Here is a 14,801-nt window from a genome sequence, read left to right as displayed (position 1 = left end):
GGCGAATTTCAGCGCGTGGACCCGCGCACCACCAGGCTTACCGGCATAACCACGTGTTCAGGCGCTTCGCTGAGGCCGGCCATTCGCTGGTTGAGCAGTCGCACGGCCGTTGCGGACAGATCGTCATGGTTCGGGTTGATCGATGTCAGGCCCGGTGTCACGAACTCGTCGATGTCGAGGTCGTCAAAGCCGACGACCTGCACATCGTCAGGAACGCGGATGCCGCGTTCGCCAAGCGCCGCCAGCGCCCCGTGCGCGAGGATGTCGGTGACGGCGAAAACGCCGTCGAATCTGCGACCTGAATCCAACAGTTTCCGCATTGCATCGCGGGCACTGCTCATCGAGTATTCCTCGACCGGGACCACGAGCCCTGGGTCGCACGCGAGTTCTGCCTCGCGGTGGGCTGTCTCCCAGCCTTCGCGGCGGGCCGAGGCCATGCTGCGCTCGGTCTCGAATCGGCCGCCGATCACAGCGATGTGCCGAGCGCCTCGTGAAATGAGGTGCTCGGTGGCCAAACGTCCGCCCTCCTCATTGTCCAAGCGCACATGGTCGAGGCTGGCTGGCATGTCCCGTTCGCCCAGCAGCACCAGCGGCACGGTCTTGCCCGCAATCTCGAGTTCAGCAGGGCTGACTCCGAAAGCAGACAGCAGCACTCCGTCGTACATGCGCAGTCGGGAGAGCGACAACGCTTCGCGCTCGTGTTCCGCGGTCCCGGCCGTTCGCTCGAGCACAAGGTGGTGCCCAGACGCTTCGAGGAGCAGAGCGAGCCGGTCGGCCACGGCGCCGAAGTAATCATGGAAGCTCGGCACGATGAGTGCGACAGCGTCGGTTCGCCCTGAACGCAGATTGCGCGCGGTGAGGTTGATCTCGTATCCCAGGTCGGACACGACGTTGAGAACGCGTTCGCGGGTGGCCTCGGATGCCCGCGGGCGTCCGTTCAGAATATGGGAGACAGTCATCACCGACACGCCTGCTGCGCGTGCGACATCGCTCATTGTGACCATTGTGACCCTCCCTGCACAGTCTCTCAGACACCGACGTCCGACTTGACCTCGATGGGTGGCGCAGTATGCTTAGTCTATCGATATACAAACAGCCGCGCTGAGCGATGGTAGTGACCCGCTCCGCGCGCGGCGTCATCGACATGACCGTCGTTTAGCCCGCGGCGGATGGGACGGCCACCGGTGATCAGTATCAGCGAACCCGATCTGTACGCGCACCGCCGTGGCAATGCGGTGGTCGAGCTCGTTGATGCGAGCGGAGCGCCCCTCGTCGGCGCCGACCTCACGATGCGGCAGGTACGTCACGCATTCCAGTTCGGCTGCACCACCGTCGATCTCGACGCCGATGAGAGCCTCAGGGAACTTTGGCTCAATCTGTTCGACACGGCAACGCTCGCGCAGTTCTACTGGGGACGCTACGAGCCAGAACGGGGGCACACCGCCCGCGAGTACGTCGAGTGGCTCGCCCGCTGGTATGCAGACAGGGGTGTGCGACTGAAGGGGCATCCCCTCGTGTGGCATACCGTCAAACCTCGTTGGCTCGATGCCCTGCCGCTGCATGAGGCAGAGGCGGAACTGCGTGCGCGAATCCGCCGGGAGACACACGACTTTGCGGGGCTCATCGATGCCTGGGATGCCATCAACGAGGTCGTCATAATGCCACGCTTTCAGAACGAACCGGATGGCGTTCCTAATGCGGTGACTCGCCTGGCGGCACAGAAGGGCAGGATCGAGATGGTCCGCCTTGCGGTGGACGAGGCTCGCAGCCAGGGGACGAATCCGTTCCTCGTGCTGAACGACTTCGATCTCGGCCCGGAGTATGAGCAACTCGTCGAGGCGGTTCTGGATGCCGGCATCCAGATCGACGCGATCGGGCTGCAGTCGCACATGCATCAGGGCTTCCGTGGCGAAGATCAGTTGCGTGACATTTGTGATCGATTCGGTCGTTTCGGCCTGCCGTTGCACTGGACGGAGACGACGCTCGTCTCCGGTGATCTAATGCCTCCCGAGATCGACGACCTCAATGACTTCCGTGTGGCGGAGTGGCCTTCCACAGTCGAGGGCGAGGCCAGGCAGGCGGATGACATCGTGCGGCATTACCGCACACTGGTCGCGCACCCCGCCGTGCAGTCGATCACGTACTGGGGCCTGGACGACGCGAGCGCTTGGCTGGGCGCGCCTGCCGGACTCGTACGCGTCGACGGCACCCCCAAACCTTCATACGACGCGCTTCGGGATCTCATCCGCGGGGAGTGGTGGATGGCTGATCGCGACTGCCGCAGCGATGCCGATGGGCGGGTCGAGCTGACCGGCTTCGCCGGCACCTATGAGATCACGACCGAATCCGGAAGCGCGATATTCGACATCGCGCCGGGCCACTCGCGGGTCGTTGCGCAACTTCGATGACTTTCGAGCACGACAACACACCATCCAACTTGGAGACAGACACATTGAGCGCTGACCTGGCCGCTATTATCAACCTCGACCTGCCGGGTGCGACGATCAGTCGGCATATCTATGGACACTTCGCCGAACACCTCGGGCGCTGCATTTACGGCGGTTTCTTCGTCGGCGAGAACTCCGAGATCCCGAACGAGGACGGCATCCGTCTCGATGTCGTCGACGCGCTGCGCGCGATCCGCATCCCCAACCTGCGCTGGCCCGGCGGGTGCTTCGCCGATGACTACCACTGGAAGGACGGCATCGGCCCGCGCGACCAGCGTTCACGGATGGTGAACTCGCACTGGGGCGATGTCGTGGAGGACAACTCGTTCGGTACGCACGAGTTCCTGCACCTGTGCGACCTGCTCGGCGCCGAACCGTATATCAACGGCAATGTCGGGTCGGGAACGGTCCGCGAGATGAGTGAGTGGGTCGAATACCTCACGCGTGGGGATGACTCGCCCATGGCGGAACTGCGCCGCGAGAACGGACGGGATGAGCCGTGGAAGGTGCCGTTCTTCGGTATCGGCAATGAGCCGTGGGGGTGCGGTGGCAACATGACGGCCGAGCACTATGCAGACGTCGCGCGCCAATACAGCACGTACATCCGCAACCATGGCGACAATTCTGTCTACAAGATCGCCGCCGGCGCGAATGCCGGCGACTACTCGTGGACGGAGACACTCATGAAGTCGCTCGACTGCAGCAATTGTGGTGGCGAGCTTCGGAAGCACTTTCAGGCGGTGTCGCTGCACTACTACACCATGTCGGGTTCGTGGAGCGATAAAGGCAATGCGACCACCTTCACGGAGGACGAGTGGTACACGACGCTGCGCCAGGCGCGGCACATGGAGGAACTCGTGCGGCGACACAGCGCCGTCATGGATGTCTATGACCCGCAGCGCACTGTGGGGCTCGTCGTTGATGAGTGGGGAACGTGGTGGAACGTTGAGGAAGGCACGAACCCCGGCTTCCTGTACCAGCAGAACACCTTGCGCGACGCTCTGGTGGCGTCGGTACATTTCGATGTGTTCCACACATTCGCCAACCGCGTCGCGATGGCCAATATCGCCCAGACAGTCAACGTGCTGCAGGCCATGATCCTCACCGATCCTGACACCGGCGCACTCGTGCTCACCCCGAGCTATCACGTCTTCGAGATGAACACGGGGCATCATGACGCGGCATCCCTTGACGTCTCGTTCACGGGCGACATCCCGGCGCGTGACGTGGACGGCACGCAGCTGTCGCTGATATCGGCGTCGGCATCCACGAAGGACGGGGCGGCGCTCATCTCGCTGTCGAATCTCGACGCCGCCGAAGCGCGCACCATCGTGCTCGATCTGCGCGGCCGCGACGTCACGGGTTTCGCGGCCCGGGTGCTGACGGGCGGCTCGCTGCAGGCACACAACACGCCCGATACCCCAGACGCGGTCGCGCCGGTTGCTCATGACGGCATCCGCGTACACTCGCGCGGCCTCGAGGTAGAACTGCCAGCACATTCCTACGTCACGGTTTCGATCGAGCTGAGCTGAGTCGATCAGGGGCCGCCCGTCAGGCTTGAACCCACTCGTCGCCGTCGCGGGTTCGGATCCAGCGCTGACGTGGCTGCTCCTGCTCGTGTGCAGCATCCGTGAGCCAGATGGTGGCATCCGGTGCCCACCCTCCGATGACCGTCGCGTACTCCGCATCGATCTCGATGAGTGTTGCGGCAGCGCAGAGATACGCGAAGGTGCTGAGGTGCACGGCATCCCATTCCTTCGCGACACGCAACCAGTCGGGGATGAGCCAGCGCCCATCTCTTCCGGTCACGCGGAACCAATCGTGGCGACGGGATGCTGTGACCTCGAATGGATAGGCGCGGCACAGTTCCGCCCAGTCGTCGGCGGTGCGTATCTCGAGCACGCGTCCGTCGCCGCGGACGGGGATGACGGTCGCGACTTCCCAGCCGAACGAGTACTCGACGAGTTCGAGCGCGTCCGCGACCCGCCCTTGAGACGTGAGCGGCCGTTGGGGCACCGACCACCATTCTCCCGAGAAGTTCGCATGAGGGTCGCGCGGGCGCACGTGTGCCGCGCGGGTCTCCTCTTCTCGCTGCGCCTGGTCCCACGCGGTGAGAAGAGTCGAGGCATCCGACGGCAGCGGAGAAGCATCCGCCGGCTCGCGCCAATCGATGGCCCACTGCTCGGCTGAGCGCGCAGAGTCCCATCCAGCCGCCGTCTGCGATGAGAGCACGGCTTCAGCGATCCTCGTCAGCACAGCACGCAGCTGCGGAAGTGCTGCGACAGAATCCTCACCGTCGGGCTCCTGCCAGTAACGGGCGAAATCAACCGAGGCCATCAGCGCTGCGCGCACCGCTTCCTCATTCGGGTGCGCCAAGTCGAGCGAATCGAGGAGGGCGACGAGATCCGTCGGGGTGTACTCGGGTGGCGTGAATGACTCGGTCGCGCCGGCGTCGGTGAAAAGAATTGTGCGCCCTGGTTCGGTCCGATATCTGAACCAGAAGACCACCTGTCGGATGTCGCTGGAGACGGCCATCGCATATTCCAGACACAACCGCCTGCCGCGAGAGCCAGCCAGCATGGCTCGCGCGGACGCCGTCGTCGATTCCTCTGCCATGCGTCCATACTGCCGGGTGTCGATCATCACTACGATGCATCAGATGGATCTCTTGCGGCTCGCGGGTGCGCCGGGTGTCGGTAAGTCGACGACGGCGTGGGCTGTCGCGCAGCGCCTCGCGTCCGATGGCGTGGCGACCGGTTACGTCGACATCGATCAATTGGGCATGTGTTATCCGGCTCCGGACAATGATCCGGATCGCTGGGTGCTCAAAGAGCGAGCGCTTGCCGGCGTTGCGGAGGAGTTCAGACGCGCCGGCGTGAGTCGGCTGGTTGTCTCCGGGGTCGCGTGGCCGGATGACCCACCGCCACAGCTCGACGGTGTATCGGTGCGGTCGATATGGCTGGATGCCGCCGAGCGGATTCGATCCGAGCGTCTCAGCTCGCGGAACATCAGCCAGGAGCAGCTCGCGCAGTTCTTGTCGGCGGGGAGTGCGGAGGCCGAGCGAGTGCATGCAGCGTGGGATCGGGTCTCGACAGACAACAGCTCGGAGGCCGAAACTGTCGAGGACGTGCTGGCGAGGTGGCAGCCGGACGACGTGCGGGAGTGGTCGACCCGGGCATTGTCAGCTACCACGCGGGCCGCGAGTCGAGTGTTGTGGATCACCGGTCCGCGCTTGGCGGGCGCATCGCAGATCGGCTGGTCTGTCGTGAACAGCGAGTGGGGTGTGGGGCGTCGAACAGGATTCGTGGATCTCGCCCAGCTGTCTTTCGCATGGAACGTCGACCGGCCGGTGGGAGTGGCGAACCTCGCGCGCCTGCACGATGCTTTCAGCGACGTGGGAACCGACCGGTTCGTCGTGGTCGCGCCACTAGTTGTCGATCCGGCGGCAGTGCGCGCGGTGCTCCCGCCCTCGGTGGTGTCCTTCGTGCGGCTCACGCCCCGCCCCGCGGACCTTCGTGCGCATGCCGACGTTCGCAGGCGAGCTGGCGGCCCGGTGCTCGCCGGCGATGATGTCCTCGACGCTTCGGACGACGCGATCAACCGCATAATCCAGGCCGGCAGCGCGCAGGCATCCCTGCCTTTGCGGGAGAACGAGACCAACGTCTACACGCAAGATCTCTCGATCTCGGATGCCGCGGCGGCCGTGCGGCGCGTTGCTGGGTGGTGACCGCGTTGGCTTGTCTCACCCCGCGGACCTTCCTCATCGCACGAGATCAGCGCTGAGGGCGATTGCAGCGGCGCGCTACGTGGCCCTTCTTTTCCACTGACGGTATGTATATAGATGAGTGGCTTCGCCTCCGAGTGCGTGATGGGTTTGCGAGCGCTCGTGCAGTGGCCCCGACTATGCGAGCGGCACTGGATGCAGCCGCGTCACCTCACGCGTCGCGAGGTCGATCATCACTGCGGTGTCTTCAGGGATCCGTGTCCAGCCGTCCGCGTCGACGCCGCTCGAGATGACGTGCACGGCGTCGTTGGTGATGCGGTAGTCCATGGCGTAGTACTCGGTTGCGTGACTCGCGGGCATCGCCTCGGCCGACTCGAAGATCTCGCGGAGGGCTTCGAAGGGCGAGTCGACGCGACTGTTGATGTGAATCGCGAACAGCTTGCTCGGCGTCAGTAGGAGAGCGTTGAGGCTCGAGTTCGGAAACTCACGTACCAAAGTCTCGAGCGCGCGGGTGACCCCGTCGGCTTCATCGCCGGAAGCCTCGTCGATGCATTGCATGATGAGGCGGAAGTAGCGCTCGCTGTCGGTGTCGCCGATGAGCTTCTGCCGTGACGCCGTACTGAGCTGTGATTCGAGGTGAGAGATCGGTGCGATATGGCCGTTGTGAGCAAACGCGTACCCGGCGTCGGTGAACGGGTGAGTGTTCTCAGGCGATACCGGCAGTCCACCTGTCGCCCAGCGCAGGTGTACGAGTCCGCAGCATCCGAGCGCCTGTTGTGAGAGCGCCTTGTATTGGGTGTCGACCGACGCGTTGCGCGCGGATGAGATCGCTTCGGTGTCGCCCCCGAGCGCGCGATGCCATGCCATGCCCCACCCGTCGCTGTGCACCTCGGTGAGCGCGGTGAAGGTCTCGAAGTCGTCGTGTCCGAGGACGTCGACGACCGAAGTCGGACGGGTGGTGACGTAACCAAGCAGTCGACACATGGTGCGGTTCTCCTCTCGCAATCACCCCGAGTTTTCTCTCTTCGACGTGTGCAAGCAACCACGGTTGGCGCTTTGTGCTCTACGCGCAATCCCTGCAGCATCCGTCGAACCAACCTGACAAAATGGGCGCATGCGCACTGTCGGAGTTGAAGAGGAACTGCTGCTCGTCGATGCGGAGAGCGGCCGACCTCGATCGGTTGCCGCGCGCACGCTGCGGTACGGGGCCGAAGCTGCGAAATCTGTTCAGCCCAGCGGTCGCGATGCGTCGGCAGATTCTGAGGCAACGGGGCTGGCCGCCGCATCCGACGATGTACCGGGCGGCTCGCTCGAGCACGAGTTGCAACAGCAGCAGGTCGAAACTGACACGGTTCCGCACACTGACATGGTCGCGCTAGGCGACGATGTTCGGTTGTGGCGTGGGCACGCGATCGCTGCGGCACGGCGTGCAGGTGCTCGGGTGATCGCTTCCGGAACGTCGCCGCTGCCGGCAGGGGCTGCGGTCGTTGACAAACCTCGATATCTGCAGATGGTCGAGCACTTCGGGCTGACCGCAAACGAGCAGCTCACGGGAGCGTGTCACGTGCACGTCTCCGTGGAGTCAGACGATGAGGGCGTCGGTGTGCTTGACCGCATCCGCGGCTGGTTGCCTGTGTTGCTCGCGCTGAGCGCGAATTCGCCGTTCTGGCAGGGTGAGGACACAAAGTATTCGAGTTTTCGCTCACAGGCCATGGTGCGCTGGCCGACGGCTGGTCCGACTGAGGCGTTCGGAACTGCGGACCGCTATCACGAGCTTGTCGCCTCGATGATCGGTTCCGGTGCCATTTTCGATGAGGGCATGGTCTACTTCGACGCACGATTGTCGCACCACTATCCGACCGTCGAGATTCGTGTTGCCGATGTCTGCCCGGATGCCGCGGACACGGTGCTGATTGCAGCCTTGTGCCGTGGCCTTGTGGACACAGCTGCCGCGGCGTGGCGCGCGGGGGACGAACTGCTGCCCTTCTCCGTTTCGATGCTCCGCCTCATGAGCTGGCAGGCTGGGCGGTTCGGCATCGAAGGTGACCTTATCGATCCAAGAACGCTCAAGCCGCGCGCGGCGCGTGAGGTCGTCGCTGATCTCGTCGATCACATTCGTGCAGCGCTGCGCGAGAACGGCGACGAGGCACTCGTCGACGAACAGGTCGAGCAGATCTTTACGCGGGGCAACGGTGCCATGCGCCAGCGAGCGATGCTCGAGAAGACGGGTCAGCTGAGCGATGTCGTCGCAGAACTCGCCAGGGTCACCGCCGGCCTCGAACGCTGACGTTCGGTCACGACACAATCCCACAGCTCGCTCCAGCCTGCGGCACAGGCTCTGACGGTGTGGGCGACCGTCCTTCTAGACTGACCGACATGAGCGACGAAACCGGCCGAGCAGTGATCGCGGATCTGTGCCGCATTCCCAACCCCGAAGCGATCGATCGCACGACATTCGTCGAGCTCGGCGGTGTTGAGCAGTTCGTCTCAATTCGAGGTCGAAGCACAACGAACCCGGTACTTATCGTCTGCCATGGCGGGCCGGCGCTTCCCTCATTGCCGTCGTCGTGGATATGGCAACGAGGAGTTGAAGACTATTTCACGGTCGTCAACTATGACCAGCGTGCCAGTGGCAAGTCTGCGGCAAGCGTGAACGGCGAAATGGACCTGAGCGTCGACAGGTACGTCGAAGATCTCGTGGAACTGATCGCATGGCTCCAGAGTGAGCTGGGCGTGAGGAAAGTGGGCCTCCTAGGCCACAGCTGGGGAACAATCATCGGCGTCACATTGGCCGAGCGACGACCTGACCTACTCTGGAGCTACATCGGTGTCGGCCAGGTGATTTCTGGTCCTGAGAACGAAGTTGAGAGCTTCGAGCATGCGATCCGGAGTGCGACTGCGGATCAGAACGATGAAGCACTCGCGGAGCTTCGGGCACTCGGTGAGTATCCCGGCGCGCAGCCATTGACCGTTGAGCGAATCGTCACCTGCCGAAAATGGGCGCAGCATTACGGGGGGCTATCTGCGTATCGATCCGACTCCGCTTTTTTCACGGAATCGGAAGAGCTGTCGCCGTACTACACGGACGATGAGTTGGACCTGATCGGCGTCGGACAACAGGCGACCATGCCACTGGTGCTTCCCCAATTGCTTAGCTTTGACGCGCGGGATCAGATCGCGTTCGATGTGCCCGTGCTGCAGTTCCTCGGACGCCACGATTGGACGACCCCGACGGCTCCGGTCGAGCGCTGGATCGAAAGGGTGACTGCACCATCGAAGGACGTGGTCTGGTTCGAGAACTCGGCACACCTATGCATGTATGAAGAGCCGGGGAAATTCGTTGTGAGTCTCGTCAACCTGGCATTGCCGTACGCGGTAGTCGCCTGATCTAACGTTCCTTGGGCTCTCTCCCTTTGAAGTTTCCAGTTCCTAGTCGCGCCGGACCGCCCGGCGTACCATGCAGTGCATGACTGATCGATTCGCGGACAGGGTTGTCGTTCCGAACGTCGTCGGTATGCCATTCCACGTTGGGCGCGATGTTGCCGACGCTGCTGGCGTCACGTTGGCGAACCCAGACCCGGACGGGCCGCCGATCTCTGGACTAGCGTGGCCAGGACTCTTTGACATCACGTCACAAAACCCCGTGGCCGGGACGCATATCTATCGCTGGGACTCGGTCGTAATCGAGATTGTGGAGCATGGCACAGCGGAGTCGGGGGCACTGCGTGCCGTCTCGCCGCGACCGCCAGCTGATACGGCGCACGCTGTTCCCGACCGCGAGCAATATGTCGATCTCACTGAAAATGAGGACAAGTCCTGATTAGTTTCGGTTGAACGAGCCGTTTGTGAGGATCTCGGACACAACAGAAGATTTCGCTCTGGTGTACTCGCCCCATCCGTTTGCCAGCGCTGCTGCTTCCCGTTTGACAGCGAGGTACTTCTCTCGGCTTTTCTTGTCCGTCAGCAGGATTTCGCGGAAGCGTAGCCGTTTGCTCCACTTCTCACCTTGAAACTCGAAGATGTGGATTACGAACACACGAGCTGAACGATCCGGATAGCTCAGCCACGCGTGATCGGCTAGGTCTCCCTCAAGATCGAACCCGCGCCGCGCCAGCTCGCGACCAGAAAGCACGATCTCATCCGCAGCTACGCCGACCGCTAGATCGATGACCGGCTTCGCCGGTAGCCCCGGAACAGATGTGGATCCAATGTGCTCGATCTTCGCGTGAGGTAGGTGCTCTAAGAGTTCGACCCCCATCTCGGCGGCCTTTCGCGCCCACATTTCGTACTCACTAGCAACGATAGTTATGCGCTCGTCGGATGCCATTCGACGAGTTTCGCAGAAATCAACTGCCTGTTTCGTGGCCTTGGTGCTTCGAGTCCGCCCTTTCGCTCCGGCATGCGGCGCGTGGACATGAACCATGAGGCCACCGACGAGAACCGATCTGTCCTTCGGCAGGCTGGGTGCGAGCTCAATTGCTAGCGACCATGGCGGCGCAGTCGCGACTAGCTCTACAACGTGGGGTGACGTCCGGGGACAGGAAGCTGGGCTATTGGCCGGGATTGAGCAGATGCGAAATGCCCGAGAAGGCCGCACGCTCGGGAGCGTTCGGCTCGCTTCGCTCATTTAAAGATGCGCGCGTCACGCCCGGCCGCCACGCCAGTCGCTACAGTGCCGTCATGAGCAACATGGAATCACCGAGCCGAGTCGGCGCCGCCATTGGGTGGTGGGGTCTGCAGCTGGTCGTGGCTTTGATGGGTGCCGTCCATATGTGGTTGTCGCAACTGAGTGTCGCCAGTTGCACGGCGACCTCATGCGATTACTCCGCCTTTCCGCTTCGATCAACACCTTCTACATCGGAGCGGTCGATCTACTGGTGGCGACTGCCGTGGTCATTCACATATTGCGGGATCGCGGCTGGGCTGCCGTCGCTGCTCCAATCATCGGAACGATTCTGATTCTTGTATTGCTTGCGGCAACCTACGCCGTCAGTCGTGCTGCACTGCAGCTTCCGCTGTTCGGAGGGCGGATCTGACGGGCTTTTTCGATCACCTTCGGGGGCCTGAGGGGTGAACCGGAACCTGCTACCGGCACACCATTTGGACGCAGTGGACGCAGAAGACGTTTTGTCTCGCTTCGCTCGCTCAGCAACCGCCGAGGGCGTTTCGTCTCGCTGCGCGCGCTCAACGTCCGGGAGTTCCACTCGCTCAACGACCGGCCCGGAACAGCCCAGGGGAGCGGTTCGGAAATCAGCGCTCATCAGGGCAAAACAAAACCCCCGCCATGTTAGAAGCTAGGCGGGGGTTTCTAGGATGACTGTAATGATCACCCGTGTGGCTCCGACGGGCGTCGATCCCGTGACCTCACGATTTTCAGTCGTGCGCTCTACCAACTGAGCTACAGAGCCATGCGGCACATCATAAATCTGCCACAACCTAGACGAAAGGCCCTTTCCGAAAAAAGGGCCCGTCGCTTAGAGCGACCCTGACGGGACTTGAACCCGCGACCTCCGCCGTGACAGGGCGGCACGCTAACCAACTGCGCTACAGGGCCATGCTATTAAATTGTATCGGATTGAGTGACCCCAACGGGATTCGAACCCGTGCTACCGCCGTGAAAGGGCGGCGTCCTAGGCCGCTAAACGATGGGGCCGAGGCTGTCCCGGGGGACTTCCTTGCCGACGCTCAAGCATAAGCGATCTTTTGAGCAAAACGCGAATCGAGGGCGAGTCATCGTCGCGCCCGGGCGTTTCGGGAGGACGATGGGGTGTCATCTGCCACGTCAGAACATCATCGCTGCTTGTTGCGGATGTTAAAGATGTTGTTACTGTGGCTTATGTGAATCCGTTGGAAGGGGCCCTGTGAACGCCGAGCAGTCCACGATGGACGCTGCGCTCGACGCAGGGGACTCCTGCGGGTGCGCACCCAGCGTCGACGAGCAGCGCACCTTCTGGCAGAAGAGCGCACTCACGCGCCGAAATGCTCTGGGCCTTGGCGCCCTCAGCGTGGTGGCGCTCAGTGCCTTCGGCATCGGTTCCGGCGTCAACGCCGCCTATGCGGCCACGTACCCGAGCTGGGACGACGTGCAGCGCGCCAGGGGCAACGAGGCGGCGAAGGCCACCGAGATCACCCGTATCGAGGGATTGATCCAAGCCCTCACACAGCGGGTCGCCGAGACCCAGGCGGCGGCCGAGGCCGCCGGCAATGAGTACTTCGAGGCACAGCAGGCATTCTTCGACGCGATCGCGGAGGCCGAAGCGCTGCAGACTCAGGCCGACGCGCAGGCGAAGATCGCCGATGAATCCGCGCGCAAGGCCGGACAGGTAGCTGCGCAGCTCTACCGCAACGGCGGCGACGACACCGCCCTTGAGCTCTTCTTCGCCGGCTCTGCCGCGAGTGCCGACCAGTTGCTTTCGCGCCTCGGCACGATGGACAAGCTCCTGCAGTACAACCAGTCGGTCTATGACGACGCAGTCGCTGCTCGCAACTCCGCCCAGTCACTCAGCGATCAGGCTGTCGTCGCTCGCACAGAGCGTGACCGTCTGCAGAAGGTTGCCGAAGAGAAAATGCTCGCCGCACAGCAGGCTGCTGCTGCTGCTGAAGCCGCGCTCGCCGAGCAGGCCGAGTACCTCACCACCCTCGAGGCACAGCTCGTAGCGCTGCGAGACGAGACCGCGAAGACGGTCGCCGACTACGAAGCGGGCGTCGCAGAAGCGAAGCGCATCGCTGAAGAGAAGCGCAAGGCTGAAGAAGCGGCGCGACGTGCAGCAGAGGAAGAAGCTCGCCGGAGAGCCGAAGAGGACGCTCGTCGCAGAGCCGAGGAAGAACAGCGCCGGCGAGACGAGGAAGCGGCAAACGGCGGCGGAGGCGGCGGTGGCGGTGGCGGTGCTCCAGCAGGCGCCGGCGGCGGCGACGGTGGCGGTGCGGTCGGTAGCGGAGGCTGGGTCCGACCGCAGGGCGGACACCGATCCTCAGGGTACGGTCCGCGCATGGTGCAGTGCGGCACGGGGTACTGCTCGAGCGGGTACCACTACGGCGTCGACCTCGCCAACGGCTGCGGGGCCCCGATCTTCGCCGCGCAGTCAGGAACGGTCGACTACGCCGGCTGGAACGGCGGCTACGGAAACTACATTCGCGTTCAGCACGGCGGCGGCGTCGGCACCGGCTACGGACACATCAACGCCATCGTGGTGGGCTGGGGCCAGTGGGTCAATGCCGGCCAGATCATCGCGTACGCGGGCAACACCGGAAACTCTTTCGGATGCCACCTCCACTTCGAGGTGTACATCAACGGCGGCTACACGAACCCGATCGACTTCATGGGTGCGCGCGGAATCGGGGTCTGACCTCGCGAACGCACGAAGAAGCCCTCGGCCGCTGAAATGCGGACACGAGGGCTTCTGACGTTGTTGGTGCGGTTCAGTGACCGGTTTCGCTTGCGCGCACGATTGCCTCGTCGAGGATGCGCTGTGCTTCGGCAGCGTTGCCCCACTCGTCGACCTTGACCCATTTGTTGGGCTCGAGGTCCTTGTAGTGCTCGAAGAAGTGAGTGATCTCCTTCTTCGTGTACTCGGCGATGTCGTCGATGTCCTGGATGTGGGCCCAGCGCGGATCCTTAGCGAGCACGGCTACAAGCTTGTCGTCGCCGCCGGCCTCATCGCTCATCTTCAGCACGGCAACAGGACGCACCTCGACGACGACGCCCGGGAACAGTGCGTGGTCGAGGAGGACGAGTACGTCCAGTGGATCGCCGTCCTCGCCCAGAGTGTTGTCGAAGTAGCCGTAGTCGGCGGGGTATCCGAAGGTCGTGTACAGGACGCGGTCGAGGTGTACTCGCCCTGTCTCGTGGTCGACTTCGTACTTCACGCGGCTGCCGCGTGGGATCTCGATGACGGCGTCGTGTGCGCCCATGCGTGTACTCCTCAGGAAAAACGGTCGGATACCGGGAACTACCCTACCTGCGCATCCGCAACAGCAATTTCTCCAGTGGATCGGACAGCGCTACGAGCAGCAAAGCGAAGTACCCGATCATATGCACCCACGCGGCGATGGGAAAGGCAATGCAGAACAGGATGATCGCAGCGATGTCGCCGATCGACCCTCGCCGGAGCTCATCGACGGTGTAATCGGTGAGCACCAGGTGCCTAGCCAAGTACAGCTTTCCGGCGAGCGTGATCACCTGAGTCATGATCAACGTCCCGATGTATAGCGCGGCCTGTAGCGGATCGGTTTCCAGTTGACCAAGCATCGCCGTCGGAACCGGAAGCCACACGATGGTGAGCATCCACGCGACATTGATCCACAGCAGCGGTGTGGAGACGCGACGCACGCGTTCGTACTGCCGATGATGTTCCATCCAGAATGCCGCGATGAGGACGAAGCTGAGACCGAAGCTGATGAGCTGACCGCGGTGCTGCGCGAGGAACGCGCCAGTGCCGATCCCTGAGCCCGCAGCATCAGAGACAGCTTCCAACAACGGCAGGATCAACAGTGTCATCGCGATCGCCACGACAGCATCGACGAACGCCTTCAGGCGCTTCGGTGCGAACGTCGTCGGCTGCGTCACGCGCCCAGACTACGACCGAGTCGGATGCCGCGGTAGGTGTTTCTCGGTGCCGTACCGTTGAGTT

Annotated in this window: 14 protein-coding genes and 3 tRNA genes; 8 read left to right on the top strand and 9 right to left on the bottom strand. The window is 63.0% G+C overall.

The window, feature by feature from the left end; all coding sequences use genetic code 11:
- Window positions 1-8 precede the first annotated feature (8 nt).
- The gene (locus AC1C2O_RS10000) at window positions 9-995 is read right to left on the bottom strand and encodes a LacI family DNA-binding transcriptional regulator (RefSeq protein ID WP_495430280.1); all 987 of its coding nucleotides are present in this window, start codon (window positions 993-995) and stop codon (window positions 9-11) included.
- Between the two features lie 174 nt (window positions 996-1,169).
- Here AC1C2O_RS10000 and AC1C2O_RS09995 point away from each other — a divergent pair, with 174 nt between their 5' ends.
- Complete coding sequence (locus tag AC1C2O_RS09995; RefSeq protein ID WP_495430279.1) at window positions 1,170-2,408, top strand: endo-1,4-beta-xylanase; 1,239 nt, start codon at window positions 1,170-1,172, stop codon at window positions 2,406-2,408.
- Window positions 2,409-2,452: 44 nt separating this feature from the next.
- The gene (locus AC1C2O_RS09990) at window positions 2,453-3,979 is read left to right on the top strand and encodes an alpha-N-arabinofuranosidase (RefSeq protein ID WP_495430278.1); all 1,527 of its coding nucleotides are present in this window, start codon (window positions 2,453-2,455) and stop codon (window positions 3,977-3,979) included.
- 19 nt (window positions 3,980-3,998) lie between these two features.
- Here AC1C2O_RS09990 and AC1C2O_RS09985 read toward each other — a convergent pair whose 3' ends face one another.
- The gene (locus AC1C2O_RS09985; protein ID WP_495430277.1) at window positions 3,999-5,063 is read right to left on the bottom strand and encodes a hypothetical protein; all 1,065 of its coding nucleotides are present in this window, start codon (window positions 5,061-5,063) and stop codon (window positions 3,999-4,001) included.
- A 43-nt stretch (window positions 5,064-5,106) separates the two neighbouring features.
- On the opposite strand from AC1C2O_RS09985, the gene AC1C2O_RS09980 reads away from it, so the two are divergent.
- Window positions 5,107-6,174, top strand: a complete 1,068-nt coding sequence (locus tag AC1C2O_RS09980; RefSeq protein ID WP_495430276.1) for a DEAD/DEAH box helicase family protein — start codon at window positions 5,107-5,109, stop codon at window positions 6,172-6,174.
- A gap of 174 nt (window positions 6,175-6,348) precedes the next feature.
- On the opposite strand, the gene AC1C2O_RS09975 is transcribed toward AC1C2O_RS09980, so the two are convergent.
- The gene (locus AC1C2O_RS09975; protein WP_495430275.1) at window positions 6,349-7,155 is read right to left on the bottom strand and encodes a class II glutamine amidotransferase; all 807 of its coding nucleotides are present in this window, start codon (window positions 7,153-7,155) and stop codon (window positions 6,349-6,351) included.
- A 130-nt stretch (window positions 7,156-7,285) separates the two neighbouring features.
- On the opposite strand from AC1C2O_RS09975, the gene AC1C2O_RS09970 reads away from it, so the two are divergent.
- From AC1C2O_RS09970 to AC1C2O_RS09960, 3 genes are all read left to right on the top strand, one after another.
- Window positions 7,286-8,458, top strand: a complete 1,173-nt coding sequence (locus tag AC1C2O_RS09970) for a glutamate--cysteine ligase (protein WP_495430274.1) — start codon at window positions 7,286-7,288, stop codon at window positions 8,456-8,458.
- Between the two features lie 89 nt (window positions 8,459-8,547).
- Complete coding sequence (locus AC1C2O_RS09965; protein ID WP_495430273.1) at window positions 8,548-9,558, top strand: alpha/beta fold hydrolase; 1,011 nt, start codon at window positions 8,548-8,550, stop codon at window positions 9,556-9,558.
- Between the two features lie 79 nt (window positions 9,559-9,637).
- Window positions 9,638-9,991 (top strand): hypothetical protein, encoded by a 354-nt coding sequence (locus AC1C2O_RS09960; protein WP_495430272.1) that lies wholly within the window; start codon window positions 9,638-9,640, stop codon window positions 9,989-9,991.
- Here the strand turns inward: AC1C2O_RS09960 and AC1C2O_RS09955 are convergent, their stop codons facing one another.
- Window positions 9,992-10,498 carry a GrpB family protein gene (locus tag AC1C2O_RS09955; protein WP_495430271.1) on the bottom strand — a complete coding sequence of 169 codons (507 nt, stop codon included), beginning with the start codon at window positions 10,496-10,498 and terminating at the stop codon, window positions 9,992-9,994.
- A gap of 487 nt (window positions 10,499-10,985) precedes the next feature.
- On the opposite strand from AC1C2O_RS09955, the gene AC1C2O_RS09950 reads away from it, so the two are divergent.
- A complete protein-coding gene (locus AC1C2O_RS09950) occupies window positions 10,986-11,207 on the top strand; it encodes a hypothetical protein (RefSeq protein WP_495430270.1) in 222 nt (73 codons plus the stop codon).
- 299 nt (window positions 11,208-11,506) lie between these two features.
- On the opposite strand, the gene AC1C2O_RS09945 is transcribed toward AC1C2O_RS09950, so the two are convergent.
- From AC1C2O_RS09945 to AC1C2O_RS09935, 3 genes are all read right to left on the bottom strand, one after another.
- Window positions 11,507-11,579 (bottom strand) — tRNA-Phe (locus AC1C2O_RS09945).
- Window positions 11,580-11,651: 72 nt separating this feature from the next.
- Window positions 11,652-11,725, bottom strand: a tRNA-Asp gene (locus AC1C2O_RS09940).
- A 26-nt stretch (window positions 11,726-11,751) separates the two neighbouring features.
- Window positions 11,752-11,824: transfer RNA gene (locus tag AC1C2O_RS09935), tRNA-Glu, on the bottom strand.
- 229 nt (window positions 11,825-12,053) lie between these two features.
- Here AC1C2O_RS09935 and AC1C2O_RS09930 point away from each other — a divergent pair.
- Entirely contained in the window at window positions 12,054-13,517 is a 1,464-nt protein-coding gene (locus AC1C2O_RS09930; RefSeq protein WP_495431718.1) for a peptidoglycan DD-metalloendopeptidase family protein, read from the top strand.
- Window positions 13,518-13,590: 73 nt separating this feature from the next.
- On the opposite strand, the gene ppa is transcribed toward AC1C2O_RS09930, so the two are convergent.
- Together ppa and AC1C2O_RS09920 are read right to left on the bottom strand one after the other, a co-directional pair.
- Window positions 13,591-14,082 carry an inorganic diphosphatase gene (ppa, locus tag AC1C2O_RS09925; protein ID WP_495430269.1) on the bottom strand — a complete coding sequence of 164 codons (492 nt, stop codon included), beginning with the start codon at window positions 14,080-14,082 and terminating at the stop codon, window positions 13,591-13,593.
- Between the two features lie 43 nt (window positions 14,083-14,125).
- A complete protein-coding gene (locus AC1C2O_RS09920) occupies window positions 14,126-14,737 on the bottom strand; it encodes a TMEM175 family protein (RefSeq protein ID WP_495430268.1) in 612 nt (203 codons plus the stop codon).
- Window positions 14,738-14,801: the final 64 nt, after the last annotated feature.

This window comes from Microbacterium sp. Y355, assembly GCF_059445345.1.
Note: the sequence above shows the minus strand (reverse complement) of the source record. Positions and strands in the feature narration are given on the sequence as shown.

Bases quoted from the DNA above. Each gene is read 5' to 3' on its own strand.
- AC1C2O_RS10000 (WP_495430280.1), bottom strand. From the start codon at position 995: ATGAGCGATGTCGCACGCGCAGCAGGCGTGTCGGTGATGACTGTCTCC.
- AC1C2O_RS09995 (WP_495430279.1), top strand. From the start codon at position 1,170: ATGGGACGGCCACCGGTGATCAGTATCAGCGAACCCGATCTGTACGCG.
- AC1C2O_RS09985 (WP_495430277.1), bottom strand. From the start codon at position 5,063: ATGGCAGAGGAATCGACGACGGCGTCCGCGCGAGCCATGCTGGCTGGC.
- AC1C2O_RS09980 (WP_495430276.1), top strand. From the start codon at position 5,107: ATGGATCTCTTGCGGCTCGCGGGTGCGCCGGGTGTCGGTAAGTCGACG.
- AC1C2O_RS09975 (WP_495430275.1), bottom strand. From the start codon at position 7,155: ATGTGTCGACTGCTTGGTTACGTCACCACCCGTCCGACTTCGGTCGTC.
- AC1C2O_RS09970 (WP_495430274.1), top strand. From the start codon at position 7,286: ATGCGCACTGTCGGAGTTGAAGAGGAACTGCTGCTCGTCGATGCGGAG.
- AC1C2O_RS09965 (WP_495430273.1), top strand. From the start codon at position 8,548: ATGAGCGACGAAACCGGCCGAGCAGTGATCGCGGATCTGTGCCGCATT.
- AC1C2O_RS09960 (WP_495430272.1), top strand. From the start codon at position 9,638: ATGACTGATCGATTCGCGGACAGGGTTGTCGTTCCGAACGTCGTCGGT.
- AC1C2O_RS09955 (WP_495430271.1), bottom strand. From the start codon at position 10,498: ATGGCATCCGACGAGCGCATAACTATCGTTGCTAGTGAGTACGAAATG.
- AC1C2O_RS09950 (WP_495430270.1), top strand. From the start codon at position 10,986: ATGCGATTACTCCGCCTTTCCGCTTCGATCAACACCTTCTACATCGGA.
- AC1C2O_RS09930 (WP_495431718.1), top strand. From the start codon at position 12,054: ATGGACGCTGCGCTCGACGCAGGGGACTCCTGCGGGTGCGCACCCAGC.
- ppa (WP_495430269.1), bottom strand. From the start codon at position 14,082: ATGGGCGCACACGACGCCGTCATCGAGATCCCACGCGGCAGCCGCGTG.